General features: G+C 59.5%; 21 protein-coding genes. 10 read left to right on the top strand and 11 right to left on the bottom strand.

All coding sequences use genetic code 11. The features are described 5' to 3' along the window. The first annotated feature begins 187 nt into the window (after positions 1–187). Positions 188–751, top strand: a complete 564-nt coding sequence (locus AAAV21_RS02325) for a ferritin family protein (RefSeq protein WP_070097113.1) — start codon at positions 188–190, stop codon at positions 749–751. Between the two features lie 72 nt (positions 752–823). Here AAAV21_RS02325 and AAAV21_RS02320 read toward each other — a convergent pair whose 3' ends face one another. Next, positions 824–2,272, bottom strand: a complete 1,449-nt coding sequence (locus AAAV21_RS02320) for a PLP-dependent aminotransferase family protein (protein WP_349107184.1) — start codon at positions 2,270–2,272, stop codon at positions 824–826. Between the two features lie 112 nt (positions 2,273–2,384). Here AAAV21_RS02320 and pdxS point away from each other — a divergent pair, with 112 nt between their 5' ends. Both pdxS and pdxT read left to right on the top strand, forming a co-directional pair. Next, a complete protein-coding gene (pdxS, locus tag AAAV21_RS02315) occupies positions 2,385–3,275 on the top strand; it encodes a pyridoxal 5'-phosphate synthase lyase subunit PdxS (protein ID WP_349107182.1) in 891 nt (296 codons plus the stop codon). 20 nt (positions 3,276–3,295) lie between these two features. Continuing rightward, positions 3,296–3,883 carry a pyridoxal 5'-phosphate synthase glutaminase subunit PdxT gene (gene pdxT, locus AAAV21_RS02310; protein WP_349107180.1) on the top strand — a complete coding sequence of 196 codons (588 nt, stop codon included), beginning with the start codon at positions 3,296–3,298 and terminating at the stop codon, positions 3,881–3,883. Positions 3,884–4,285: 402 nt separating this feature from the next. On the opposite strand, the gene AAAV21_RS02305 is transcribed toward pdxT, so the two are convergent. Both AAAV21_RS02305 and AAAV21_RS02300 read right to left on the bottom strand, forming a co-directional pair. Then, on the bottom strand, positions 4,286–5,197 hold the full coding sequence (locus tag AAAV21_RS02305; RefSeq protein ID WP_117774394.1) for a hypothetical protein: 912 nt from the start codon (positions 5,195–5,197) through the stop codon (positions 4,286–4,288). Positions 5,198–5,349: 152 nt separating this feature from the next. Continuing rightward, complete coding sequence (locus tag AAAV21_RS02300) at positions 5,350–6,765, bottom strand: MFS transporter (protein WP_349107179.1); 1,416 nt, start codon at positions 6,763–6,765, stop codon at positions 5,350–5,352. Between the two features lie 204 nt (positions 6,766–6,969). On the opposite strand from AAAV21_RS02300, the gene AAAV21_RS02295 reads away from it, so the two are divergent. Then, complete coding sequence (locus AAAV21_RS02295) at positions 6,970–7,380, top strand: peptide deformylase (protein WP_349107177.1); 411 nt, start codon at positions 6,970–6,972, stop codon at positions 7,378–7,380. A gap of 36 nt (positions 7,381–7,416) precedes the next feature. Then, positions 7,417–8,340 carry a LysR family transcriptional regulator gene (locus AAAV21_RS02290; RefSeq protein WP_117776055.1) on the top strand — a complete coding sequence of 308 codons (924 nt, stop codon included), beginning with the start codon at positions 7,417–7,419 and terminating at the stop codon, positions 8,338–8,340. Positions 8,341–8,463: 123 nt separating this feature from the next. Here the strand turns inward: AAAV21_RS02290 and AAAV21_RS02285 are convergent, their stop codons facing one another. The 6 genes from AAAV21_RS02285 to AAAV21_RS02260 all read right to left on the bottom strand — a co-directional run bounded on the left by AAAV21_RS02285 (position 8,464) and on the right by AAAV21_RS02260 (position 16,309). After that, a complete protein-coding gene (locus AAAV21_RS02285) occupies positions 8,464–9,906 on the bottom strand; it encodes a PTS transporter subunit EIIC (protein WP_349107175.1) in 1,443 nt (480 codons plus the stop codon). Between the two features lie 193 nt (positions 9,907–10,099). Next, positions 10,100–11,218 carry a neutral/alkaline non-lysosomal ceramidase N-terminal domain-containing protein gene (locus AAAV21_RS02280; protein ID WP_349107173.1) on the bottom strand — a complete coding sequence of 373 codons (1,119 nt, stop codon included), beginning with the start codon at positions 11,216–11,218 and terminating at the stop codon, positions 10,100–10,102. After that, the gene (locus tag AAAV21_RS02275; RefSeq protein ID WP_349107171.1) at positions 11,215–12,483 is read right to left on the bottom strand and encodes a hypothetical protein; all 1,269 of its coding nucleotides are present in this window, start codon (positions 12,481–12,483) and stop codon (positions 11,215–11,217) included. The genes AAAV21_RS02280 and AAAV21_RS02275 overlap by 4 nt, the downstream gene beginning before the upstream one ends. Before the next feature lie 26 nt (positions 12,484–12,509). Then, positions 12,510–13,544: an amidohydrolase family protein gene (locus AAAV21_RS02270; protein WP_117776051.1), complete on the bottom strand. Its 1,035-nt coding sequence runs from the start codon at positions 13,542–13,544 to the stop codon at positions 12,510–12,512. Between the two features lie 227 nt (positions 13,545–13,771). Further along, on the bottom strand, positions 13,772–15,253 hold the full coding sequence (locus tag AAAV21_RS02265; RefSeq protein WP_349107256.1) for an aminotransferase class I/II-fold pyridoxal phosphate-dependent enzyme: 1,482 nt from the start codon (positions 15,251–15,253) through the stop codon (positions 13,772–13,774). 201 nt (positions 15,254–15,454) lie between these two features. Continuing rightward, positions 15,455–16,309, bottom strand: coding sequence for a LysR family transcriptional regulator (locus tag AAAV21_RS02260; RefSeq protein WP_349107169.1), 855 nt, complete (start codon positions 16,307–16,309; stop codon positions 15,455–15,457). Positions 16,310–16,427: 118 nt separating this feature from the next. Between AAAV21_RS02260 and AAAV21_RS02255 the strand changes: the two genes are divergently transcribed. Next, positions 16,428–17,339 (top strand): DMT family transporter, encoded by a 912-nt coding sequence (locus AAAV21_RS02255; protein WP_349107167.1) that lies wholly within the window; start codon positions 16,428–16,430, stop codon positions 17,337–17,339. A 102-nt stretch (positions 17,340–17,441) separates the two neighbouring features. Here AAAV21_RS02255 and bsh read toward each other — a convergent pair whose 3' ends face one another. Both bsh and AAAV21_RS02245 read right to left on the bottom strand, forming a co-directional pair. Next, positions 17,442–18,407, bottom strand: a complete 966-nt coding sequence (gene bsh, locus AAAV21_RS02250) for a choloylglycine hydrolase (protein WP_349107166.1) — start codon at positions 18,405–18,407, stop codon at positions 17,442–17,444. A gap of 131 nt (positions 18,408–18,538) precedes the next feature. Continuing rightward, positions 18,539–18,958, bottom strand: coding sequence for a peptide deformylase (locus AAAV21_RS02245; RefSeq protein WP_161194794.1), 420 nt, complete (start codon positions 18,956–18,958; stop codon positions 18,539–18,541). Between the two features lie 193 nt (positions 18,959–19,151). Here AAAV21_RS02245 and AAAV21_RS02240 point away from each other — a divergent pair, with 193 nt between their 5' ends. The 4 genes from AAAV21_RS02240 to AAAV21_RS02225 all read left to right on the top strand — a co-directional run bounded on the left by AAAV21_RS02240 (position 19,152) and on the right by AAAV21_RS02225 (position 25,348). Continuing rightward, positions 19,152–20,462: an NCS2 family permease gene (locus AAAV21_RS02240; RefSeq protein ID WP_117655213.1), complete on the top strand. Its 1,311-nt coding sequence runs from the start codon at positions 19,152–19,154 to the stop codon at positions 20,460–20,462. Positions 20,463–20,669: 207 nt separating this feature from the next. Beyond that, positions 20,670–22,436, top strand: a complete 1,767-nt coding sequence (locus tag AAAV21_RS02235) for a carbohydrate-binding domain-containing protein (protein WP_349107164.1) — start codon at positions 20,670–20,672, stop codon at positions 22,434–22,436. A gap of 271 nt (positions 22,437–22,707) precedes the next feature. Continuing rightward, positions 22,708–24,477 carry a hypothetical protein gene (locus AAAV21_RS02230; protein WP_349107163.1) on the top strand — a complete coding sequence of 590 codons (1,770 nt, stop codon included), beginning with the start codon at positions 22,708–22,710 and terminating at the stop codon, positions 24,475–24,477. Between the two features lie 205 nt (positions 24,478–24,682). Next, positions 24,683–25,348 (top strand): alpha/beta hydrolase-fold protein, encoded by a 666-nt coding sequence (locus AAAV21_RS02225; RefSeq protein WP_349107162.1) that lies wholly within the window; start codon positions 24,683–24,685, stop codon positions 25,346–25,348. Positions 25,349–25,394: the final 46 nt, after the last annotated feature.

Raw genomic sequence — 25,394 nt, 5'->3', positions numbered from 1 at the left:
ACGAGGTCTAGCAATCGTTAATCAATCAACATCTACACATGCCCAAAATTGTTTTATTAAAAATCATTCCTAATAGGCTTCACATTCGGTCTCATTTATGGATAATAGAACCCGTCAAGACGCACGTCCGGAGAGGGCCCTTACGGGACCGGGCGAGCGCACCATCGCCATCGATCGAAAGGATCGAATTATGAAGTTTGTTTGCCCCGTTTGCGGTTATGTGGAAGAGTTCGACGGCGACCAGCTGCCCGAGGATTTCAAGTGCCCCCAGTGCGGCGTTCCCGGTTCTCGCTTCCTGAAGCAGGAGGAGGGCCAGCTCGAGTGGGCTGCCGAGCACGTCGTGGGCGTCGCCAAGATGGAGGGCGTCTCCGAGGACATCGTTGCCGACCTGCGCGCCAACTTTGAGGGCGAGTGCTCCGAGGTCGGTATGTACCTGGCCATGGCTCGCGTCGCCCATCGCGAGGGTTATCCCGAGATCGGCCTGTACTGGGAGAAGGCTGCCCACGAGGAGGCCGAGCATGCCGCTAAGTTCGCCGAGCTCCTGGGTGAGGTCGTGACCGACTCCACCAAGAAGAACCTCGAGATGCGCGTTGAGGCCGAGAATGGCGCCACCGCCGGCAAGACCGATCTTGCCAAGCGCGCCAAGGCCGCTGGTCTCGATGCCATCCACGACACCGTTCACGAGATGGCTCGCGATGAGGCCCGCCACGGCAAGGCTTTCGCCGGCCTGCTCAAGCGCTATTTTGGCTAAGCCAACCGCCTGAGACATAACCTCTAGCTCGATGAGGCCCGGACCGTATTGGTTCGGGCCTTTTTCGTGGGCTTATTGCAGCTGTTCTTGAAGAACGATGAGCGACTGAGGGCTCAGGTCGTCGTATTGTATGAGGACGCGAGATGGGGCGTTCTTAGTCGATGCCCGATCACCCGTCCACAGGCAATCGGCGATGTTGACATAGGAAATACGAGCGTCAGCGAGAGCCTTCGCGAAACTCTCCCCCGCCTTGCCCTCGGCCAGGGCAACGGTGCAGTAAAGGCCCGCGTCTGCATGCTCGATCGAGACCTCCCCTGCCGAAAATGCTTTCCGTACAAGCGCCGCCAGGTCATCACGCGCCTCGCGAGCACGAACGCGCACGCGGTTCACATGCCGCTCGTAATCACCCGATTCCAGCAAACGAGCCAAAGCGACCTGGTCAACAGAACTCACCGACGAGGCGTAAAAACCAAGGTTGCGCCTAAACCGTTCCATCAGCTCATCGGGCAGCACCATGTACGCTAGACGCAACGCCGATGACAGGCTCTTCGAAAACGTGTTGGTGTAGATAACCGACTGGGCGGCATCGATTGACGCGAGCGCGGGAATCGGCTTGCCGGCAAGGCGAAACTCACAATCGAAGTCGTCTTCGATGAGATACCGACCTGGTCGCTCGGCGGCCCAACTCAGCAGCGCATAGCGACGCGCAATGCTCGTCACAAGGCCCGTCGGATACTGATGGGACGGCATCAGGTGAAGGACGTCGGTCCCGCTTTTCTGCAGAGCGCTCAAGTCCACGCCCTCATCATCCAACGGGATATGTCGAACTTTGCAACCCATAGCCTGATAGATGCGCGTCAGGCGCAAATAGCCCGGATTCTCAACGGTATACACCTTGTCCGCGCCAAGCAACTGAACCAACATGGTATCGAGCAACTGGGCGCCCGCACCGATAACGATGTTGTTGGGGTCGACATTCATACCCCTTGTCCCGCGCAGATGGTGAGCGATTGCGCATCGTAGTCGAGCGGTGCCCTGCGCCGGTGCGGGCGAAAAGATTTCACGCTCGTCTTCGGACGTCAGCGTCGCCCGTAGCGCACTTTGCCAAAGCCGCGCCGCCTCCAAAGCGGAAGGAGAAAGTGCGTCGAATCGCTCTGCCTGCCCCATGGCATCATGCGCGCTGGGACCAACAGGGACAGCATCTCGGTCGATATCCCCCGCAGCCAAAGCCAAAACCGGCGCATCCGGAAGCTCGCACGCGTAGTAGCCACGACGCGGCATTGAGCAAATATAACCCTCGGCAAGCAACTGGCTATATGCATTCTCGATGGTAATGACACTGATACCCAGATGACTCGCAAAGGCGCGCTTAGACGGTAGATGCTCCCCTGCCGCAATGCGCCCGGCAACAATATCATCGCGAATTTGCTGGTAAACATACTCATAAAGCGATGCTTCGCCGCGTAGTTCCAAATTGTAGTCAAGCATGGGTCTATCACCTGACCTTATCGAATCATTCAATCTGGCATTAGCCTGACCTTGTTATTATCTCGAAAACTGAGTATTTCGCCATACCCGGCTCCCCGATAGGATGTTCCGTCCAGCACTGTACATGCCAACCAAGGGAGCAACCATGACAGAACAGACCAGCAAGGCCGATCGCGTCAAGCTCAATCGCGAGCTCGCGCAGATGCTCAAGGGCGGCGTCATCATGGACGTCACCACGCCCGAGCAGGCACGCATCGCCGAGGAGGCGGGCGCCTGCGCCGTCATGGCGCTCGAGCGCATCCCGGCCGACATCCGTGCCGCGGGTGGCGTCTCGCGCATGAGCGATCCCAAGATGATTAAGGGCATCCAGGAAGCCGTCTCCATCCCCGTTATGGCCAAGTGCCGCATCGGCCACATTGTCGAGGCGCAGATCCTGCAGGCCATCGAAATCGACTACATCGACGAGTCCGAGGTCCTCTCCCCTGCCGACGATGTCTATCACATCGACAAGACCCAGTTTGACGTGCCGTTTGTCTGCGGTGCCCGCGATCTGGGCGAGGCGCTTCGCCGCGTTGCCGAGGGCGCCACGATGATCCGCACCAAGGGCGAGCCGGGCACGGGCGACGTCGTTCAGGCCGTGCGCCACATGCGCAAGATCCAAAAGCAGATCCGCGACGTCGTTGCCCTGCGCGACGATGAGCTCTTTGAGGCAGCCAAGCAGCTGCAGGTTCCGGTCGAGCTGGTGCGCGAGATCCATGCCACGGGCAAGCTTCCCGTCGTGAACTTTGCCGCTGGCGGCGTAGCGACCCCCGCCGACGCCGCGCTGATGATGCAGCTGGGCGCCGAGGGCGTCTTTGTCGGCTCGGGCATCTTTAAGAGCGGCGACCCCGCCAAGCGCGCCGCCGCCATAGTCAAGGCCGTGGCAAACTTCACCGATGCCAAGCTCATCGCCGAGCTTTCGGAGGACCTGGGCGAGGCCATGGTGGGCATCAACGCCGACGAGATCGAGATCATCATGGAGGAGCGCGGGCGCTAGTCCGGCAGAAAGGATCGCACATGAGCGATTACGCAGACCAGACGGTCGCCGTGCTGGCGGTCCAGGGTGCTTTTGCCGAGCACGAGGCGAGGCTGTCCGAGCTGGGCGCACGTTATATTGAGCTGAGGCAGGCGGCTGATTTGAAGCAGAGCTTTGACCGCCTGGTCCTCCCCGGCGGCGAGTCCACCGTTCAAGGGAAGCTGCTTGATGAGCTGGGCATGCTCGAGCAGCTTCGTGCCCGCATCGCTGAAGGCATGCCCGTCCTGGGCACCTGCGCCGGCCTGATTCTGCTGGCTCACGACCTTGCCGCCCATGACGATAAGGGCACGCCGCGTTTGGCAACCATGGATGTACTTGTCGAGCGCAATGCCTACGGCAGGCAGCTCGGCAGCTTTCGAACCAAGGGGCAGGTAGCCGGCATCGACGGTGAAGTGCCGCTGACGTTTATCCGCGCGCCCCGCATCGTCGAGGTCCACGGCGACGCCAAGGCCCTGGCAGAGGTCGATGGCCGCATCGTCGCCGCCCGCCAGGGCAACCAGATCGGCGTAACCTTCCACCCCGAACTCGATGAAGACACCCGCCTCCACGAACTGTTCCTGCAAATGTAGGCATCGAAAGCAACAAACGAAACGAGAGTGGATAATCTCCCACTTTGAGCTTGAATGCAGACTCAAACCGGGAGATTTTCCACTCTCATGCTATGTAGTCATTGGGGTCGCTCTTAAACGACTACTCAAACAAGAACGTTCCCAATGACTACATTGCGATAGACAACCACGTTTGCTCAGATAAAACCGACCAAAATAAACCTGTCCCTTTTTGGCAGGTTTTGATCAAGGCAACGCCGATGTTTTGGCAACGCCAGCGAGCGCCGCCCAGGGCGAACAAGTTGGCATGAAAAAGGCAAGGCATAGACCTTTTGGTCATGCCTTGCCTTTTGAATGACAAATTGTCGCCCTGGGCGGTGCGCAGCGTCAACTAGTTACGCGGTTCGTAGAACCGCGTAACCCCTAGAAACGGTTGCCGCGGAAGCCGCCACCGTTGCGGCCGCCACGGTCGCCACCGCGACCGCCGCGGTCGTTACCACGGTTGCCGCCGAAGCCACCACGGTTGCCACCGCGATCGCCATAGCCACCACGGTTGCCACCAAAGCCGCCGCGACCGCCACGGTCGCCGCCACGGTCACCAAAGCCGCCACGGCCACCGCGATCGCCACCGCGACCGCCGCGGTCACCGCCACGGCCACCGCGATCGCCAAAGCCGCCGCGACCGCCACGGTCGCCGCCACGGCCACCGCGCTCGTCACGGCCGCCGCGAGGACCGCGGTCCTCGTCCAGGCCCATGGCGACGAGCGGAGCGATAACCTTATCGAGAGCGGCCATCAGCTCGGTGGCCTCCTCGTAAGAAAGCTCGGGCAGGAGCTTCTCCTTCTTGTTGGCAAGCTCGACCAGGCCCTCAGCGGCATCCTCGGCAGCGAAGACGACGATCTTGCGCATATCGCCCTCGGCGTCGTCGATGCGGCCGACCAGATCGGCAGCCTCGGCCTCGGCCATCAGGCCATCGAGCTCACGAAGGCGCATGCCCAACAGGTCGGACATCTCCTTCTGCTCCATCTTGGGCTTGAGGTCAAGAAGCTTGATGGCGCGCTCGATGTTCGCCATGCGCTCAGCCTTGGCCTCCTCCTCCTTGGAAATAGCAAAGCGACGGCTGCGCAGCAGGCGGGCGGCCTTCTGCATCTTGTCCATCAGCTCTTCATCATCGTAATCAGCGGCGGCCTCGACAACCTCGGCCTCCTCCTCGGCGGAAACCTCGTCAGCAGCCTCAACCTCGGCAGCTTCGGTCTCCACGGTCTCGACTGCCTCGACCTCGGCAGCCATGGTCTCGTTCTCGGTCTCGTTCATGATCTCTTCGTTCTCAGACATGAGACTCCTTCTTGGCCCTCTCGGGCATCATCGCCCCATTCGCGGGGCCCGTCGCGCACTCTTTGCGCTTTAAACATTCATGCCTCTCGGCAAAACGTCCATTAGTTTATGGCGTCGCCATCCAATCTAGCTGCAGAATCTATGTGCACACATTAATGCGACATGTGCGACTCGCGGCGGGCGTACACCAGCGACACCGCGAACCCGACCATGGCAATTACAGCCGCCACACGCACGGCAGCTGCAAATCCAATCGCCTGGGCAACGTCCGCCGCAACGCCAGTGGCGCCGGCAACCGCCGAAGAACTCGAAAGCAAACCGATAAATAGCGATGGACCAAACGACGCGGCAATCATGTTCCACGTGTTGAGCAATGCCGTTCCGTGAGGATGTTCAGCGGCAGGCAGCGTCTCCAAGCCGGCCGTTTGCGAGGGGCTCAGCACCAAACCGACTCCGGCATACACCACAACGGTCAGCGCCACGACGACGCCGATGTTCATGCTTGCCGCCGTCATCGAGATGGCAGTCTGCCCCACGGCAATCAGGGCAAAGCCGACCGGCAGCAGTGGCCATGCGCCACGGGCGTCCATCACACGTCCGCCCACAATCGAGGTCACGGCGTTGCAGGCAATCGCCGGCAAAATGAGCAAGCCCGCAACAAGTGCGGTCATGCCGTATGCGCCCTCAAAATAGAGCGGCAACAAAACACTCATCGAGAACGTTGTCATCATCGACACCACCACAAGCAGGCACGCAGGCCAAAAACGAACGCTCGCCATGGGACGCACGTTAAGCACCGGATGCTCGAGCTCGAGCTGACGGGCCGCAAACAAGCCGAGCAGCACAAGGGCGGCGAAGAGCGTCACGATGCCGGAAATCAGATTGGTCGAGAACTCGCCTACGGAATACACAAATGCCGTAATGCCGGCAGCGAGCAAAACAACCGACAGAATATCAAGCGTGGTGTTCGAGCGCTCTCCGACATTCTGAACAAGCTTTACGCCCGCCGCAGCGACCGCAATGCCGCCCACCAACGGCACTACGAACACCGCTCTCCAGCCAAACAACGTGCACATAAGACCACTGATCACAGGTCCAAACGCCGGCCCCAGCGTAATGCAGGCACCGCCCAGACTCAGATACAGACCGAGCTTCTCGCGCGGAGCGCAAGATAGCACCACATTCATCATGAGCGGAAACAAGATGCCCGATCCCGCAGCCTGCAAAATGCGACTTGGCAGCAAGACGGTAAACGTTGGGGCGACCAGGCACAGGACTTCTCCGGCGACCATGCATCCGCATGCGAAAAACAGCAGCCTGCGCGTCGAGAAACGACCGGAAAGAAAGGCCATGATGGCCGTAAAGATCGACGTCACGATCATGTAGCCCGAAACAAGCCACTGCGCCGTGGTGGCACTCACCGAAAAGGCCGCCATGATGTCGTGCAACGCCACGTTAATGATGTTCTCGTTAAACGCGGCAACAAAGGCCGCGATATACATTACGGCGAGAAACGCCGAAGTGGCCGATGGCGCTACTTGAACTTGTTGCTGAGATTTGCTCCCCATGCATTTCCTTCCTCTTGGAACGACAGTCGTATCGCCCCAGAGGAACAGTCCAGGGCGAGGATGAGCCCTAGACTTACGCCAGACGCCGCACGCGACGAGTCTGGCAACATGGTCCAACGTCGAAAGATTGTAACGCGGACGCGCAGCTTTCCTTCCGCGCTATTATTAAAAGTCCACGAAAGCACGAGACATGAGGAGCCCGCCATGATTAAGCCCATCATGAAATCCAAGTTCTTTTTGCGCCTGCCTTCCGAAGACGCGGCCCCCGATGACGCCGTGACCGGGCAGGACCTCCTGGATACGCTCCATGAGCATGAGCACGAGTGCGTGGGCCTCGCCGCCAATATGATTGGCGTGCGCAAACGCATCATCTGCGTAAAGGACGGCAACAGGGCGCTCCTGATGTACAACCCTCAAATTCTTGAGCAGGTCAATGCCTATCAGACGAGCGAAGGATGCCTTTCGCTGGTTGGAGAGCGCCCCTGTACCCGTTATCGCCGCATTAAGGTGGAGTATCTGGACGAGAACTTCGTCCACCGCATCAAAAACTTCTCGGGCTACACCGCCGAGATCATCCAACACGAAATCGACCACTGCAACGGCGTCGTGGTTTAGGCCACCTGCCAAAATGAGGGTACCGGAGGCCTCCCTATGGATATCAGCCGCTTCGGCGAATTCGCCATCTTAGCGCAGTCACGCACGTTTCTTGATGCGGCGGAACTGCTTTTCATGTCGCAATCAACCCTCTCCAAGCACATCATGGCAATGGAGCACGAACTCGGCTGCAAGCTCATCGATCGAAGCAAGCGCCACGTAACACTCACCGCGCAAGGTGAAGCGCTCCTCCCCTATGCGCAAAAAATTGCGACGCTTCAGCATCGCTATCTTGCCGCCATTCAAATAGGTGCAGATGAGCCGCTCGAGCACCTCACCGTCGGTTCTATCCCCATTATGACCCCTTATGGGATTACGGACGCCGTCATCGATTTTCAGCAGGCGAACCCCTCATATTCTGTCGAGCTCATCGAAGGCGAGGGCGACACACTCAAGCGCATGCTCCTGCACGAGGACATTGACCTGGCCTTCATCCGCGACAGCGGCGCCATCGAGCCGGAGTTCAAAAAGATTCCCTTTACGACCGACCGGCTCGTGGCCGTCCTTTCGCTCGACCATCCACTCGCCGAACGTGACACCGTCGAGATAGACGACCTTATCGACGAGAATTTCCTCATGCTTCCCCAAGGCTCGTTCGTAAGCGAGCTCGTCCTTTCCCTTTGTCGCAAAGCTGGATTTGGCCCACGTGTTACGTTCACCGGCAAACGAGCCGAGAACATCATCTCTCTTGTCGCACGCGGCGCCGGTGTCTCATTCCTCATGCGCAAGCCGGCGGAATCGCTTGCCAGCGGAAAGGTAGCCCTGGTGCCGCTTGAGCCCGCGACGACCTCCGAGGTCAGGCTCTACCTCAAGCGGAACGCCGCGCACTCGCAGGCGGTCGTCTCGTTCATCGGCTTCCTCCCCTACCGTCAGCTCCTGCAGGGCGACCGTGCGTCTTCCACCGCGGCACGACCGTCATAATCCCCGTTGCTCCACAACCGCAGGCTTGTGTCCGCAAACACGCTGACAACGGCACAAAACACAAATATGCCTCGGGCGGCACGTCACCGTCCGAGGCAAATTTAGTTAAAGTGCGCAGACAGACTAGTCCACCGAGATGTTGAGCGCCTTACCGCCCTCGTCCTTCCTGGTACCGATCACCATAGCGGCGACAAGAGCCAGAACGAAAGCGACCACACCGGAGATGACAAGGCCGATAAAGCCCGTGTCGATGCCGGCAGGGTTAATAAAGCTCGGGAAACCGAGCGGGCCGGAGGCACCGAAGGCATAGAGTTTGGCACCCATGAGGCCGGCGATGGCGCCGCCTACACCAGCGGAAATAAAGGTTGCCCACATAAGGCGCTTACGCGGCAGCAAGATGGCGTAAAGCGCAGGCTCGTTGACACCGAAAATCGAAGAGACAAGGGCGGGAATGTTGACGGCAGCATTTTCCTCGGAATCCTTGGTTCGGATGACCATGCCAAGCACAGCACCGGCGATGGCACAACCGCCTGCATACACGAGCGGGTTAATGAGGTCATAGCCGTAGGTTGCGACATCGAGAAACCACAGCGGGATGATACCCCAGTGCAGGCCGAACATGACGAGCAGGCTCCAGAACGTGCCGATGACGAAGCCGGCGATGGCGGGCTGGAAGTTGATGAGCATCAAGATGATCTGGGCAACGATATTGGAGAGGACCGTCATGACCGGACCGACCACAAGCAGGCCAAGGATGCCGCAAATGAGGAGCGTCAGGATGTTGGAGAAGAACGAACTCACAAGCGCGGGCAGCGCGTTAGAAAGGGCCTTGTGCACCTTGGAGGCAATCCAGACGATAAAGATCGCAGGCAGAATCGTCGATGAGTAATTCTGCATGATCAGCGGGATGCCAAAAATATCACCATAGACATTGGACTCGAAGACCGTGCCGGCGCCGAGCGTGTAGAGCGGATCTCCGCCCATAAGGGCAACGAGCGTCGGGTAGACGAGGATACCACCGAGCGCCATTCCCATAACGGGCTTAAGTCCGAACTTCTTGGCCGACGTCCAGCCAATGATTAGCGGAAAGTAATAGAAGACCGAATCTCCGATTGCCGAGAGCGTCACATACGTATTGCTGTCCTTGGCAAGCCAACCGGCAACCGTGCAGAGCGCGAGCATCGACTTGATAAAGCCACCGGCCATAAGCACGCCAAGAACCGGCTGCAGAATCTCGGAAATGATGGCGAGCAGACGCGAGAATGGATCGCCCTTTTTGACGTCGTCGCCCTCATCGATATCGAGTGCGGGTTTGGAGTCGAACCCGCCAATCTGAACAAGGTCGTTGTAGACGGCCTCGACAGTGGCACCTATCACGACCTGATACTGTCCGCCGGCCTGGATGACGTCAACGACGCCCTTCGTCACCTTAAGTTCATTGGTCTGGGCGAGCGATTCATCCTTGAGGTGGAAGCGGAGACGCGTAATGCAGTGGCTCACGTCTAACACATTGTCTCGACCACCGACCTTTGTGATGATTTCATCGCAAAGCTTCTGGTATTTCATGGAATTCTCCTTTTTCTGAGCGGGGCATAGCGTAGATTTCAGGCCTCCGTAGTCGACGTGGGAGGGCAAGGAACCCGCTTCCCCCTTTTAAATCCGCGGACGCACGTACGCCCGGGATAGGAAACGGCAGAGAAGATGGAAGATGCCGATCACATGGCAGCGAGCCTCATTAGCCCATGTCACGCAATCAGGTCTACAGACGCGAATCTGCTGCGCCGAGAAGTCTCGTCGTCTGGCAGAACTTGTCACACAGACGTTCCGGTTCGCCCTGGGGAATCTGAGTACGCTCGGTCTCAAAGGAGAGGCCGTACTCGCGTGCCGGAAGGAAATACTCGAAATAGCCGTTGGTGTAACCGCAAACTATTCCCTCGACCGGGCATTCGCGCTTCATGCGAATACCCAGGTCGCTGCCGAGCTCACTCGGGAACACAAAGAGATGCAGGCCGCCCAAACTGATGACGGCACACTTAAGCGTGAGCGAAAAGTCGTCATGGGCAACGGTGTGATAGAACGTCTGAGGCTCGATGCGGTCAAGAACGACCTCGCGATCGAGCTTGATCTGGGAAATCGCCTCGGCAAGACCGGTCGAAACACGCTCAACCTCGGGAATGCCGCGTCCCTGGCGAAAATTGCGGTCGCTACAGTCGCCAGCAGCACCGACAACCATGGCCGGATAGTAACCAAGACTCTGAGCGAGCTTTTTGCCGGTAAGACCGGCGAGTTCGCTCGTGAGCTCCGTGCAGTCGGGTCCGACACAGGCAGAATGCACCGCCCAGTTCACAAAGCCCGCAAACGATTTGCCTTCGTCATCGAAGAACGACACCACGATAACCTCATTGTCGGCAAGCTCTCCGGGAATGATGCGGTTGTCGTAGAAACCGGTGATGACTTTTTTGCCCATGCGGCAGGTCGCAGGTCGCACGTTGGCGCGGCACTCTTCGAAGCATTGACAGATGGTATCGAGGAACCAGCGATAGTAGTCCTCGTTGAATTTTCCCGTCCACCAGCTGCGATGGTAGGCGACGATCGAAGTGTGGTCGTGCGTCGCGGAGAGCAGAACGCAATCACGGTCGATTCCGTAGCGCTCGGCGAGCATCGTCTTAACCTCCTCGGCCATGCTCTCCTCAAACTCGAGAACATCGGCGTTGAAGAGAAAAACTTCGCGGTCGTCCTGTTGGAAAAGAATCGCGTTGGCGAAGACGTCGTCATGGACGCCTGTCGCAGGCTCCAGACGGTTGGGGAGGTTACGGTATCCGATTAGATAGATGTCGCCTTGCGGGGTAATCTTGCGGCGTGCATGTCCGATATTCATGCAAGTTCTCCTTTTTGTCGCGCCGCGTTTAAAGCGGCAAGGATGGTTTGGAGGAGGCGCTCATGGGAACCGGCGGCAAAGCCGGAGTTCATGGCCTCATAGGTGATTTTCTCGTACGCATCGGGGGCCGGCAGATACTTCTGCCCTCCGTTGACAAGCGTGGCGAAGAGCACGGGGCAGAATCGGGCGGCGCGCACGGCGGCGCCAAACGAGCTCGAAACCTCGGGCTGGATACCAACGAACTCGGCATTTCCCAGCCGAAGTAAATAGACCCTCGTACGCTGTTCGCCCGCCGCATGAAACTCATAAGTTCGATGCGGGGCCAATGAGCAGAAGTCGGCGCGCGTCTGGGCGGGCAAAAGGACGTCGACCGTGCGAGCATCGACGCCGATGGCATCGTCCTCACGCGCCGCACGGACGGCCTCAATCAACGCATCGCTCAGAACGCGACCCTGTCGATGCAGCATGCGATATCCACTCTCGTGAGCATCTAACGTTTGCTTCGCCCCGGTCGAATCAAACGCAACGGTCACGGCGCGCTCCGCCGGACTCTGATCCCCCGCGGCACCGGGCAGCAGCAACACAACTCCGCCCAATTCGCGCTCGAGAGCCATGGCGGCAAAGCCAAAGAGGTCCCCGCTCACCACGCGCTTCCCTTGAGAATCGTGCGATCCGTCGAGCACGGAAGACTGGACATCAGCCGTCGCAAGCATGGCAACGAGCCCGCCCTCAGCATCCCTCGCGACAAGTACGGGCATCGCGTGGTCGGCAAACCCCTTGGGGTCTACTCCCAGCCACCAGCCGGCCGGCGTCTCAATGTCGCGGTTAACGTTCACAGGACAGTGGCCCTCCGACGAGGCGAGCGTGACAGAGCGAATGCCCGCAACCGCCTGCTCAACAGCCGCGCGTGTCGCGGCGATGAGCGCGGCACGATAGCGCTCATTTCGATCGCGGGCATCGGTGTCGGCCAGATGCCCAGGGGTGCGCACGTGAGGCGCAGAAAACGTGTGGGTCGGGACCACCCAAGAAAAGGCGCCGTCGCAATTGGAGACATCCTTGACAACCTCACGCAGATCGGCGAGTAGGGCCGGAGCGATCGAGGTAACCTCAAGTGAAAGGATGCAAGCGCGCCGCCCCATCCCTTCGACCACGAAGGCACGGACAAAGATTTCATGACGGAGTGCGTCGAAACCGTCGAACGGCAATACGTCCTCTAAGTTAATGGCCACCCGGGCGGCTCCGGCCTTCATCTCTCCCTTATCCATGGCGAACGCCCTCCTTTATCTGTCGCTCACTCGATGCCGTACAGGCGCCGTGCCGTGCCGCCAAGCATAAGGTCCTTGTCCGTATCACTTAAATCTGTAGCGCGGACGCAGGCGACACCCTCTGTTAGCCACTCGCGTTTAACGGGATAACTCGTACCAAAGACAATATGGTCTGCACCAAGGACTTCAACCGCACAGGCAAGAAGCGTCTCGCCCCAGGGCTGAGCATGGGACATGTCGAAATAAACGTTGTTCTCAAGACGCTTGGAGACCGTCTCGGTATCGGTCTGGAAGCGACCCGAGGCATCTGGACGCTTGGGACCGTGCGGCAGCAGCATCTCCTTAAACGCAAAATAAGCGCCACCGAGCATGGAGTGGACCATCTTGACGTTGGGATAACGCTCGAAGAAGTCGCTGAAGATTTCACGACCGATCACCGTGGTCTGGTCGACGCAACGGCCGTAGGAGCGACGCAGGTTGTCGTATGCGAGCAGCGACGTATGCTCGACCGGTACGGGCACATGGTGCACGTAAACGGTGACGCTGCGTTCGTTCAGTCGCTCAAAAAAGCCCGAAAAGATCGGATCGTCAAGATAGCGCTTGCCGTAGTGGGCGCAGAGTTGCACGCCCGCGAAACCCTCGTCGAGCCTGCGATCGAGTTCCTCAAGGTTCGCCTCGGTGCCAAAGGGAGGCACGGCGACAAGCGGTATCAAGCGACCGTTCGACGCTTTTGCGTCAGCGGCCATACCGTCGTTGAAGCGCCGGCACATCTCGAGTGACATCCACTCATGGCAGCCGGGGAGTTTGAGAATCGCTTTATCGACCCCCGCCTCGTCCATGTCTGCCAGACGCTTCTCAAGGGTGTAGTCTCCCTCGATATAGTTAAGGCCCGGGAAGCCAGCGGGCTTTTCGATCACAATCTGTCGCTTGCCCGTGGGGCTTACGGTCAGATAGCCCTCGGTGTCGTAAGCGCGGGGCACCTCGGCCAAAAACTGTTCACAGAGTGTCTCGTCATGGAAGATGCGCTCGTCAAACCAGTAGGAATTTGCATCGATAATCATTGGTGGGGACCGCCTTTCATCTTGTCGAGAACATTCTAAAAAAGCGGACACACGGACATCAATTCCAGTTGAAGCACACTGTATTCCATTTTGGAATACAGTTTTCCGTTCACACGCGAACCCCACTCACCCAAACGATCGAGACGCCGACAACGCGAGCTTTAACAGAAAACGGGCGACCCGAATCTGTTACGGGCCGCCCGTTAAATGACAGACTATCTCTGTCGTTATGATTGACGGTAGTGATCGAAGAAGTCGGCGAGGTCTTCGAGGGACTCCTTGAGCACTTCCATGCGCGGCAGGTACACGATGCGGAAGTGGTCGGGCTCACCCCAGTTAAAGCCGCCGCCGCGCGTGATGAGAATCTTCTTCTCGTGCAGCAGGTCAAGGGCAAACTGCTCGTCGTCGGTGATGTTGAACTTCTTCACATCCATCTTGGGGAAGATATAGAACGCCGCACGCGGCTTGACCACCGAGATACCATCGATCTTGCTGAGCGCCTCATACACAAAATTGCGCTGCTCGTAGACACGACCGCCCGGGCGGATATAGTTGTTAACAGACTGATGGCCGCCGAGCGCCGTCTGGACGATCGACTGAGCCGGCACGTTGGAGCACAGGCGCATGTTCGAGAGCATGTTGATGCCCATAATAAAGTCGCTCATGCAGCGCTGGTTACCCGAAAGCACCATCCAGCCAATACGATAGCCCGCGATCATGTGCGACTTGGAAAGGCCGCTAAAGGTGACGCAGGGCAGGTCGGGGGCGAGTGATGCAATGGAGACGTGCTCGTAGCCGTCCATGCACAGGCGGTCGTAGATCTCGTCGGCAAAAATCATGAGCTGGTGCCTGCGCGCGATCTCAACGATGCCCTCGAGCACCTCGCGCGGATAGACAGAGCCCGTGGGGTTGTTGGGGTTGATGATGACGAGGGCCTTGGTCGCGCTCGTGATCTTGGACTCCATATCCTCCAGGTCGGGATACCAATCCGCTTGCTCATCACACAGATAGTGAACGGGATGACCGCCGGCAAGGGTTGCGCACGCCGTCCAAAGCGGATAGTCGGGGCTGGGGATCAGAATCTCGTCGCCATTGTCGAGCAGCGCGTTCATCGAAAGCTGAATGAGTTCGGATACGCCGTTGCCCGTGTAGATGTGCTCCATCTGAACATTGGGCAGGCCCTTGATCTGCGAATACTGCATGATCGCCTTGCGTGCAGAGAACAGGCCGCGCGAGTTGGAATAGCCTTCGCAGTCGGGCAGCTGCTGGCGCATATCCTTAATGACCTCATCGGGCGTGCGGAAACCAAAGGGCGCGGGGTTGCCGATGTTGAGCTTGAGGATGCGCTCGCCCTCGTCCTCCATACGGGCGGCCTCGTCGACGACGGGACCGCGCACGTCATACAGGACGTTATCGAGCTTGGTGGATTTAGAAAAAGTACGCATGGTGGTGCTCCTTGGAATTTGAGCTGAGGGTTGGGGTTCGGGCTTGGGCACGTTGCGAGGCGATGACGTCTCGCCTTGATCGGCGTCACCGGCGATCAGCCAGGTAACATCGACCTCCAAAATACGGGCGAGCAGCTCTGCCACATCGCGCCGCGGGATCGTCTTGCCGCTCACATATTGGCTCATCTGACTCTTGCCGAGTTTTTTGCCGAGCATCTCCGATGCGCGGATTACGTCCGACTGGCGAACGTCGCGATCGGACATAGTCTGTCGCAGGCGATCGCTAAACGTCTCTTGGGCCACAGGAACCTCCTTGCTGGCAAAGTTCAATTTATAGAACACGAATTGAACCAAGGTTCAATTTAGCAAGCAGTATAGCGCCGCACCTCATTCGATAGTTCAATTTCATAAGAAAACGTACCGAACTCCGAGATTTGCCCAAAGCGGACAATGACGTGTACACGTTTAGAGGTATTCGAGGAAACGAGCGGCGGCAAGCGAAACATCGGCCGTTCGATATATCGCATTGATCTGCCGATGGGGATGCCCTTCGAGCGGACGCACGGCAACATCGAACTGACAGCGGCGCAAGATGAGCGCAGGAAGAACGCTCACGCCCAGGCCATCCTCCACCATGGCCATAATCGCATAGTCATCCCAGGTCGACAGCTTGGAGCGCACCGTGAGCCCCGCACGACGGAACAGCGGCGTAATCTCATCGTCGCTACCGCGTTCCAGCAGAATAAACTGCTCGTTGGCCAGATCGGCAAGGGAAACGACCTCCGCGGTGGCGAGCGAGGAGTCCGCTGGCACCACGGCCATCAGCTCGTCTTGCGCCAACGGCTGCGACGCCATGCCGCCGCGTGGCTCGCGCGGAATAAAGCCCAGGTCGCAGCGGCCTTCCGCCACCCATTGCTCAATCTCGGAGTAATCACCCATCAGCAGCTCGTAATCGACATCCGGGTGATCAGCGCGAAACCGCGCGATCACCGGCGGCAGTACATGGGTCGCCACACTCGAGAACGTACCGATACAGATCTTGCCACGCATGAGCCCCCGCATCTCGTCCACGCGTCGCTGCAGGCGGCCAAACTCTTCGCATAACGCCTCGACTGCCGGCATGATCTGCCGCCCGTCAGCAGAAAGCACCACGCCCTCGCGGCTGCGATCAAGCACCTTAAAACCCCAGTCTGCCTCAAGGTCGCCCACCATGCGGCTCACGCCCGACTGCGAATAGCTCAGCCGCTCTGCAGCACGCGTAAAGCTGCCGGCACGCACCGTCTCGAGCAGCACTTGCATCTTTTGGATATTGGTCTCCACGGCACGTCCCCACATTTGCATGAGTTTTTGTCATGTCATCCATGCATTATATTCGCTTTTCTTCTAAAGCCACCTCACCCATAGTGAAGATGCTCGGATATAGAGGGGATGTCAGCGCATGAACAACGGACTGTTTACGTACTTAGCAGCATTGCTATTGTTTGGCTCCAACGGCATCATTGCCGCTGCCATCGTGCTGCCGAGCTCCGACATCGTGCTACTACGTACTTTTTTGGGTGCGCTCTCACTCGTTGTCATCCTCGTCACTACGCAACGCCATAAGTTACAGGCGTCATCTCGCCCCCGCGAAGCCGCAGCCCTCCTCCTCTCGGGAGCCGCACTGGGCGCCAGCTGGATTTTTCTGTTCCGCGCCTACCAGACCATTGGCGTTGGCATCTCCTCGCTGCTGTACTACTGCGGCCCCATCATTGTCATGGCGCTCTCCCCGCTCATTTTTGGCGAAAAGCTGACCGGTGGCAAAATCGCCGGCTTTATCGCCGTTGCTTGCGGTGCTTTTCTCATTGCAGCGCAAGGTCTAGGCGGCAATATGCCCATTGCGGGTATTGCCTGCGACATCGCCTCGGCATTTTGCTATGCGCTGATGGTCATCGCTAGCAAGGGTGCGCCACACATCGAAGGCCTCGAGAACTCCACGCTCCAGGTGAGCGCGGCCTTTGTGACCGCGCTGGTCCTCACGCTCATCACGCAGGGCGCTCCCTCATTCCTGTCCGCCGCCGTCGCCGCCAGTATTGATTGGCGCGCCGTCGTCATGCTCGGCGTCGTCAACACCGGCATCGGTTGCCTGCTTTACTTTAGTGCCGTCGCCAAGCTGCCCGTCCAGACTGTCGCGGTCGTAGGCTACCTCGAGCCGCTTTCGGCCGTCGTGTTCTCCGCCGTCCTTTTAGGCGAAGCCATAACACCGGTCCGCCTGATGGGCGCCGCGCTTATCATCGGCGGCGCGATTTTTTGCGAACTCGCCGGCAAGCGCGCAAGCACCAAGGCCGGTGTCGCCCAGGCGGCACGCGCTTAAGGGACATTTTCTCGGGGCGCATGCGGGATAAAGCCCAGGTCGCAGCGGCCCTGCACCTCACAGGAGATGCAGGGCCGCTTTGCATTGCAGTGAAGCTATCGGCTACGAGCGACGCGGCTCGGGAACCACGAGCCTATCGGGGCTCGCACCCTCGGCATCCATCAAGCTCACGTAGCGAATCGACGGGTCGTCGTAGGTCGCATAGTAATAATTGCCCGTGCGAGCGCTAAAGCATCCCGTGTAGATGGTCTTCTCGAAGCTGCCATCGCCCATCTTGGACGCTCCCTCGATCATCGCTACGCCTTCGAGCGAGCGGAACATGCGGACGACATTTTCGGCCTCGCTCTCCTTTTGCGGGTAATTGGCATTGAGGTAGGCCGCCTTTACAAAACGGCTCGGCGAATAGCAGTCACCCGGAATACCGCGCATGCCGGCACCCGCACCATAAGGCTTAAGCTCGGCGGTGCGCCATGTCGCCGTCTGCGGAAAATCGCTGGTGGCGGTGATATAGGTGCGCAGGTTTTCCATATGCCACGGGAAGGTCGGCTGATTGGCAAGGGTATCGACCGGATCGTCGTACACATGCAGGCCGTCGGCCATCATCTCGACCACGATGCTGCGCTCGCCGTCGCCGATAATCCAATGGAGCAGCGACACGCCCAGCCCCTCACCGGCAGACTTGGCAACAATCACCGTGTCGCGCAGCGCGGCCTCGACCTCGTCGACCGTCGAGAACGTCGCCGCCACCCACAGGGGAAACTCGTAGGCCGCGATATTGGCTTTGCCATCGACCGGGCCCTCGGCATACTCGGCATAACCGGGAAAGTTGAGCCCCGCCACAGCCAGGCCCGCATCGTTACCACAGTCGAAAAACATGGGATAGTTCTTGTAATCGATGCACATGCCGATCACCGCGTGCGCTGCCGTCGCATCGTCGATATACGAATACGGGATATGGAACCCGCGGGGCACCACGCGAACCTGCTCGCCGTATCCAAAGCTCCAGTCGAGATTGCGGCCCAGATACATATGGCCGGAATTATCGGTAAATCGAATGCTCGTGCACATAGCGCCTCCTAGCTCAATGTTTTTGCTAGGCTTATTGTCACCAAACAAAGGAGCGCTAAACAAAAAAGTCCGGACATGACAACAATGTCATACCCGGACTAAAAACGACGAGGTGCGGTGCTTTGGTCCCCTTAGACCAACTTTCCAAGACAGTGATCAATCATGTGCTGGATCATTTGCGCCTCAAAGCCTGCGTAATCGCGGCGGCACTCCTTCATCTTGCCGTCGACGATCTGGTCAAAGGCAACCTTGCACTTGATATAGCGCGTGGACTTGGTGACCTCCTCGTGCGTCAGGCAGCTCTCCTCCATCTTGCTGGCGCCCAGGCCAAACACCAGACGGGGGTTGTAGAGCACGTGGGGCTCGCCGGCGTCGTCCAGGTAGACGCAGATCTTCTTGGTAACGCCAATCTGGTTAGCGGCAAGGCAGCCGGCATCGTCGAGCGACTTGATGGTATCGATCAGGTCCTGAGCAACCGACTCGTCCTCGACGGTCGCAACCTCGCAACGCTGGGACAGGATAGCCTCGTCGTGGCAAAGCTCTTTAATCATACGTTCCTCCATAGGGGTCGTTGTAACCGCTTAAGTATACGGTACCCACACATTTTCATGCGAAAAATACCGTCCGTCTGCTACAAAGCGCCGAACATCAACATGCGAGGAGCATCAACCTTACAAAGGCGATATAGTAAGGAAGTTCGTGTCAATCGGCCTAAACTCGGGGCCGAACAAGGAAAGGGTATGCATGGACGAACTTTTTCACGTCAGTGAGCGCAAGTCCACAATCGGGACCGAACTTCGCGCTGGACTGACAACATTCCTGGCAATGGCCTACATCATCGCCGTCAACCCCGCGGTGCTCTCGGGCGCCGGCATCGATGCGGGAGCGCTCGCCTGCGCCACCTGCCTGGGCGCCGGCATCATGACCATCTGCATGGGCATCTTCGCTAACCGCCCGCTCGCCTGTGCGTCGGGCCTCGGCGTCAACGCGATGATCGCCGGCATCACCACCACCGTCTGCGGCGGCGACTGGCACGTGGCCATGAGCGTCATCTTCCTCGAGGGCGTCGTCATCCTGCTGCTCGTCCTTTGTGGCCTGCGCGAGGCCATCATGGACGCCATCCCCGTGGTCCTGCGCCACGCCATCTCGGTGGGCCTGGGCCTGTTCATCGCCATGATCGGCCTTGCCGACGCCGGCATCATCACCGCCGGTAACGGCACGCTTGTCGGCCTGGGCGACATCACCTCGCCCACCTTCATCGTCGGCATCATCTCCATCCTGGTGACGGTCGCCCTCGCCTGCCGCAACGTCCCCGGCTCGCTGCTCATCGGCATCGTCGTAGCCGTCATCGCCGGTATCCCCCTAGGCGTAACCCAGGCTCCGACCGGTATCATCGCCCCGCTCGACTTCTCGAGCATCGGTGGCCCCATCGCCGACGCCGGCGGCGTGCCCGCCATCGTCAAGGTCCTTACCGACCCCACGCTCCTTGTCATCTCGTTCTCGCTGCTCATGAGCGACTTCTTTGACACCATGGGTACCGCGATGGCCGTGGCCAAGCAAGGCGAGTTCCTCACCGACGACGGCAACGTCGAGAACATCAAGGAGATCCTGGTCGTCGACTCCGCCGCCGCTGCCGTGGGCGGCTTCATGGGCGTCTCCTCCATCACCACCTTCGTCGAGTCCACCTCTGGCGCCGCCGACGGTGGCCGCACGGGCCTCACCTCCGTCACCACCGGCGTGCTGTTTATCCTCGCCGCGTTCTTCTCCCCCGTCGTCTCCATCGTTTCCAGCGCCGCCACCTGCGGTGCCCTGGTCTACGTCGGCTACCTCATGATGAGCGAGGCCACCGAGATCGACTGGTTCGATGTCTCCGAGGGTTTCCCGGCGTTTATGATCGCCGCGGGCGTGCCCTTCACCTACTCCATCTCTGCCGGCATTGGCCTGGGCTTTATCGCCTACGTGGTCGTCGCGCTCTTTAAGGGCGAGGCTTCCAAGATCAAGCCGCTCATGTGGGTCGCATCCCTTGCCTTCCTCGTCTACTTCTTCGTAGCGTAAGCACAAAGCTGCCAAAGCAAAACACCAAAGCGCGGAGTCGCATCGAGCGGCTCCGCGCTTTTCTTTTAAAGCCAGGCACCGCGCGGGCGCGCGATGCATTACTTCCCAAGTTTTGGACATTTTGCCCTCCAAACGGCACTACCGCCGGCTACATCCTGCAGATATGCTGGGCGTAATCGCATAGGCCCTATGAGGATGGGAGTAACCATGGTCGCCTTGTTCACGACCCCCAAGCGCAATGACAAAGCCTCTGGAGCCCATTTTATCGAGCCCGACGTGCGCCGTCGCACGTTGCTCGCACACGGCAGCTGGCGCCGCGTGACGCGCCGCATCGTCGCGGGCGCCGTGTGCGCGCTCACGGTGAGCTCGCTGCTCATGCCGAGCGTCTCGCTCGCGGCGGAGTGGGTCAACGTCGGCGGCACTCAGTACAACACTGCAGCAGGCGACGAGGCCGGCACCTGGGCCTGGAACGGCGCCGACGACATGAAGCTCAACGGCTATAACGGCGGCGCGATCGAGGCAGCGGGCAAGCTCAACGTGAGCTACGAGGGCAACAACACCGTCACTAACGACAACGGCCGCGGCATCAAGGCTAAGGATGGCGCGAACGAGAACGCCGAGCTTAATATTCAGGGCGACGCGTCCAGCACGCTCAACGTGACATCTTCTCGTGACGCCATCACTTCCGTCGGCAACATCAACATCGACGGCGCTGGCACTGTCAACGCCACGAGCACCGAGCACGATGCCATCGATGCCGGGGGCGATGTCACCATCAAGGGCTCGGGAAACGTTAATGCCACGGGCGATTCGGATGGCGTCAGGGCCGACGGCAACATCACGATCGACAACAGTGGAACCGTCACCGCCAAGGCCACCGACGATCAGGGTATCGATGCTAACGAGAACCTCATCATAAAGGGCGGCGGCAAGGTAGAGGCAAGCTCTATCAAAGACAATGCGATTTGGGCCGACGGCAACATCGAGATCTCGGGTGGCAGCCAGGTCAAGGCAAGCTCCGAGGAAGACGCCGCCATCGACGGTAAAAACAGCCTCACGGTCACGAACGCTTCCCTCAACGCAAGTGGCGTTGGGTATGGCATCTATGTCTACAAGGGCATCACGCTCGATGGCGCGACCGTGACGGTCCGCGCAAGCTCAGATGGCGGGGAAGCCAGCGCACTCTTCACCGATGAGGACGACATCGTCATCAAGAACGGCTCAACTGTGGATGCGCTCGCAGAAGGCAGGTTCTCGGTTGCAATCTCCACCAGTAATTTCTACTCCGACGAAGCGGGTGGCCATATCTACATCAGCGACTCCGTTGTCAAGGCCATAGCCCGCTATGCCGAGACCGGCGGCGACGGCCCCGACCACTACAGTGGAGACCAAAACGACGAAATCATCCCTGAGTCCGAGGGCCTGAACATCGGCATCTTCGCGCAGACCGAGAAGGGCATCACGCCCGCGACCATCTCGATTGTCCGCAGTAAGGTCACAGCTGAGGGAGACACGGCGGCAATCTTCGCCCTTGCCACGAGCGCGGACGGCGAGACAATCGGCACCATCGAGATCGAAGGCGCTCCCATCCAGACGCCCACAGGCGGCAAGATCATTGGCTATCGCAACAAGGAAGAACGCGACGACGGCATCTTCTACGAGGTGGGTCAAACCATCGGCACGGGCGACGACGTGATCGACTCCCCCTATAACGAAGCTGTCGCCAAGAGCACGGTCATCGCGCCTCCCGAGGAGATCAAACCCGAGGAGAAGCCAGGCGAGACCAAGCCCGAGGGTTCCAAGTCCGAGGGCACGAAGACGACCAAGACCGTTGCAGTTGCAGCCACGGGAGCCAAAACCACCGGCATCCTCGCGGCAACCGGCGACGCCTCGAGCGCAGCCATCGTGGCAGCCGCCCTTGCGGGAACAGCCGCCATCGCCGCGGGCGCCGTGGTGAGCCGCAAGCGCTCGTAAACACTTTTTCGCACAGGACGGGTGGATCGCGGCCCTTGCCTTCCTCGTCTACTTCTTCGTAGCGTAAGGGCAAGGCTGCAAAAACTGAACAATAAAGCGCGGAGTCGCCATGCGGCCCCGCGCTTTTCTTTTAGCGCCGGTCCCTGCGCCGGCGTGCGGCCTATTTCTCCCCCATTTTGGCCATTTTGCCCTCCAAACGGCACTACCGCCGGCAACATCCAGCAGATACGCTGAATCTAGTCGTATAGGCCCTATGAGAACGGGAGCAACCATGGCAGCCTTGTTCACGACCCCCAAACGCAACGACACTACCGCCGGAACCCATGTTGCCGAACCCGACGTTCGCCGTCGCATAGGACTCGCGCACGGCAGCTGGCGCCGCGTGACGCGCCGCATCGTCGCGGGCGCCGTGTGCGCGCTCACGGTGAGCTCGCTGCTCATGCCGAGCGTCTCGCTCGCAGCGGAATGGGTCAAGGTCGGCGGCAACAAGTACAACACCGCGGCGAGCGGCGAGGCCGGTACCTGGTCGTGGGACGGCGCCGACGACCTGAAGCTCAACAACTATAACGGCGGCGAGATCCAGGCCGCAGGCAAGCTCAACGTGAATTACTCGGGAACCAACATCGTCACTGCCGAATGGATCGAAAGCATCAACGTTTCTCATGGCACTAGCGAGAATGCCGAGCTCAATATCCAAGGCGACGAGGGCGGCACGCTCAGCGTGACATCTACTGAGGACGCTATCCTCTCCACGGGTAATATCAACATCGACGGAGCCGGATCCGTCAACGCCACGAGCACTGGGTTTGATGCCATCAATGCCGGGGGTGATCTCGCTATCAAAGGTTCGGGCAACGTCAACGCCACGGGTGCATCGGATGGCATCAGGGCAAACGGCAATATCACGATTGACGACAGCGGAGCCGTCACCGCCAGGGCTACCAAGGACAAGGGTATTGGAACCGACAAGAACCTCACCATCAAGGGTGACGGGACGGTCGAGGCAAGCTCAGCCGATGGTGAGGCCCTTTGGAGCGGCGGCAATATCAACATCTCGGACGGCAGCCAGGTCAAGGCAAGCTCCGAGAAAGACGCTGCCGTCGAGGCCAAGGGCAGCCTCGCAGCCACAAACGCCTCCCTCAACGTAAACGGTGTTGAATATGGCGTCTATGCCCACAAGGGCATCACCCTCGATCATGCAAACGTGACGGTCCGTGCAGGTAAAGGCAGATACGGTGGCGCCATCGCCCTCTTCACCTACCAGGACGACATCGTCGTCAAGAACGGCTCCACCGTGGACGCGTTTGCGGAAGGCGAGGTTTCGGCTGCATTCTCCACCAGAAACGATCGACCCAACGAGAAGGGCGGCCACATCTACATCAGCGACTCCGTTGTCAAGGCCATAGCCCGCTATGTCGAGAACGGCGACGGCCCCACCCCCTACAGCGAAAACCAAGATGGCGAGACGAGCCCCGAGCCCCAAGGCGAGAACATCGGCATCATCGCCCAGACCAGCGAGGGCATTATGCCCGCGACCATCTCCATTGTCCGCAGCAAGGTCACGGCCGAAGGAGACACGGCGGCGATCTTCGCCCTTGCCATGAGCGCGGACGGCAAGGCAATCGGCACCATCGAAATCGAAGGCTCCACCATCCTGACGCCTGAAGGCGCCAAGGTCATTGACTATCGCAAGCTCCGTGACGGCATCTACGAGGCAGGCCAAACCATCGGCACGGGCGACACCACGGTCGACTCCCTCTATATCAAAGCGGTCGCCAAGAGCACGACCATCGCACCTCCCGAGGTAGCCAAGCCGGAGGGGCCCAAGCCCGACGAGACCAAGCCCGCGGAGTCCAAGCAGGACCCCAAGCCCGAGGGCGCAAAGACGACCAAGACCGTTGCGGTTGCAACCACGAAGGCCAAGACCACCGGTACCCTCGCGGCGACCGGCGACGCCTCGGGCGCAGCCATCGTGGCGGCCGCCCTTGCGGGAACAGCCGCCATCGCCGCGGGCGCCGTGGTGATCCGCAAGCGCTCGTAGACTCCCTTGCGCGCATGACGTCGCCCGCAAAGGCCCCTAGCGCGAACACCGTCTAACAACGCCACCGCCGAGCTCCCCTCCGGCGGTGGCGTTTCTCATTTGCGTCCTCAGGGCGCGCACGATTGTTTTTGATGCGGCCCAACCAGCATAAGCCGGCGTGCGACAATGGTGGCCGTCGATATCACAACGCCGAGAGAAGCCCGTCATGGAAGCGCGACAAAAGCAGATAACCGTTCATTCAAAGCATGTCGAAAGCGCGCCCGTCATTTACCTCCCCGTGGTTATGGGCGACGGTAATGAAGTCTACGAGCGCTGCCGAGAGCTCGACTGCCCGCCGTTCACCCTTGTCGCCATTGGAGGGCTCGATTGGAATCGAGAGCTGAGCCCCTGGGAATGCGACGGAACTATACGAGATGCCGAGCCCTTTGGCGGACAGGCCGCTGGTTTTCTTGACGAGTTGTTGAAGCAGATAATCCCCCAGGCCGAATCATCGCTCCCGCAACCGCCCGCCTGGCGCGGCGTTGCCGGCTACTCGTTGGCGGGTCTTTTTGCACTGTGGGCACTTTGGCAAACAGATGTCTTTGAGCGCGCGGCAAGTGCGTCGGGGTCGCTGTGGTTCCCCGGCTTTATCGACTACGCGCGCGAGCGCACGATGACAGCTACGCCCGACGCCGCCTATCTTTCGCTCGGTAAAAAGGAAACCAAGACGCCCAACCGCATGATGCGGCACGTGCTCGACGATACGCGCGCGATGGAAGAGCTGTTCATCGAGCGTGACGTTCCAACAACGTTGGAGCTCAACCCCGGCAATCACTTTGCCCAGACCGATCTGCGCATGGCGCGCGGCATCCACTGGATACTGACGCATTAAAAATGACGTCCACGCGTACATACGCATGGACGCCATTTTTAATTTG

Origin of the sequence: Collinsella sp. CLA-AA-H302 (assembly GCF_040093305.1) — a bacterium.
In the GTDB taxonomy this organism is placed as follows: Bacteria; Actinomycetota; Coriobacteriia; order Coriobacteriales; family Coriobacteriaceae; genus Collinsella.
The sequence above is the reverse complement of the archived record's forward strand: the minus strand, read 5'-3'. Positions and strand labels throughout refer to the sequence as shown.

Excerpts from the sequence above, each read along its gene's own strand:
- pdxS (WP_349107182.1), top strand. The coding sequence starts at position 2,385 with ATGACAGAACAGACCAGCAAGGCCGATCGCGTCAAGCTCAATCGCGAG.
- pdxT (WP_349107180.1), top strand. The coding sequence starts at position 3,296 with ATGAGCGATTACGCAGACCAGACGGTCGCCGTGCTGGCGGTCCAGGGT.
- AAAV21_RS02305 (WP_117774394.1), bottom strand. The coding sequence starts at position 5,197 with ATGTCTGAGAACGAAGAGATCATGAACGAGACCGAGAACGAGACCATG.
- AAAV21_RS02300 (WP_349107179.1), bottom strand. The coding sequence starts at position 6,765 with ATGGGGAGCAAATCTCAGCAACAAGTTCAAGTAGCGCCATCGGCCACT.
- AAAV21_RS02295 (WP_349107177.1), top strand. The coding sequence starts at position 6,970 with ATGATTAAGCCCATCATGAAATCCAAGTTCTTTTTGCGCCTGCCTTCC.
- AAAV21_RS02290 (WP_117776055.1), top strand. The coding sequence starts at position 7,417 with ATGGATATCAGCCGCTTCGGCGAATTCGCCATCTTAGCGCAGTCACGC.
- AAAV21_RS02285 (WP_349107175.1), bottom strand. The coding sequence starts at position 9,906 with ATGAAATACCAGAAGCTTTGCGATGAAATCATCACAAAGGTCGGTGGT.
- AAAV21_RS02280 (WP_349107173.1), bottom strand. The coding sequence starts at position 11,218 with ATGAATATCGGACATGCACGCCGCAAGATTACCCCGCAAGGCGACATC.
- AAAV21_RS02275 (WP_349107171.1), bottom strand. The coding sequence starts at position 12,483 with ATGGATAAGGGAGAGATGAAGGCCGGAGCCGCCCGGGTGGCCATTAAC.
- AAAV21_RS02270 (WP_117776051.1), bottom strand. The coding sequence starts at position 13,544 with ATGATTATCGATGCAAATTCCTACTGGTTTGACGAGCGCATCTTCCAT.
- AAAV21_RS02265 (WP_349107256.1), bottom strand. The coding sequence starts at position 15,253 with ATGTCCGATCGCGACGTTCGCCAGTCGGACGTAATCCGCGCATCGGAG.
- AAAV21_RS02255 (WP_349107167.1), top strand. The coding sequence starts at position 16,428 with ATGAACAACGGACTGTTTACGTACTTAGCAGCATTGCTATTGTTTGGC.
- bsh (WP_349107166.1), bottom strand. The coding sequence starts at position 18,407 with ATGTGCACGAGCATTCGATTTACCGATAATTCCGGCCATATGTATCTG.
- AAAV21_RS02245 (WP_161194794.1), bottom strand. The coding sequence starts at position 18,958 with ATGATTAAAGAGCTTTGCCACGACGAGGCTATCCTGTCCCAGCGTTGC.
- AAAV21_RS02240 (WP_117655213.1), top strand. The coding sequence starts at position 19,152 with ATGGACGAACTTTTTCACGTCAGTGAGCGCAAGTCCACAATCGGGACC.
- AAAV21_RS02235 (WP_349107164.1), top strand. The coding sequence starts at position 20,670 with ATGGTCGCCTTGTTCACGACCCCCAAGCGCAATGACAAAGCCTCTGGA.
- AAAV21_RS02230 (WP_349107163.1), top strand. The coding sequence starts at position 22,708 with ATGGCAGCCTTGTTCACGACCCCCAAACGCAACGACACTACCGCCGGA.
- AAAV21_RS02225 (WP_349107162.1), top strand. The coding sequence starts at position 24,683 with ATGGAAGCGCGACAAAAGCAGATAACCGTTCATTCAAAGCATGTCGAA.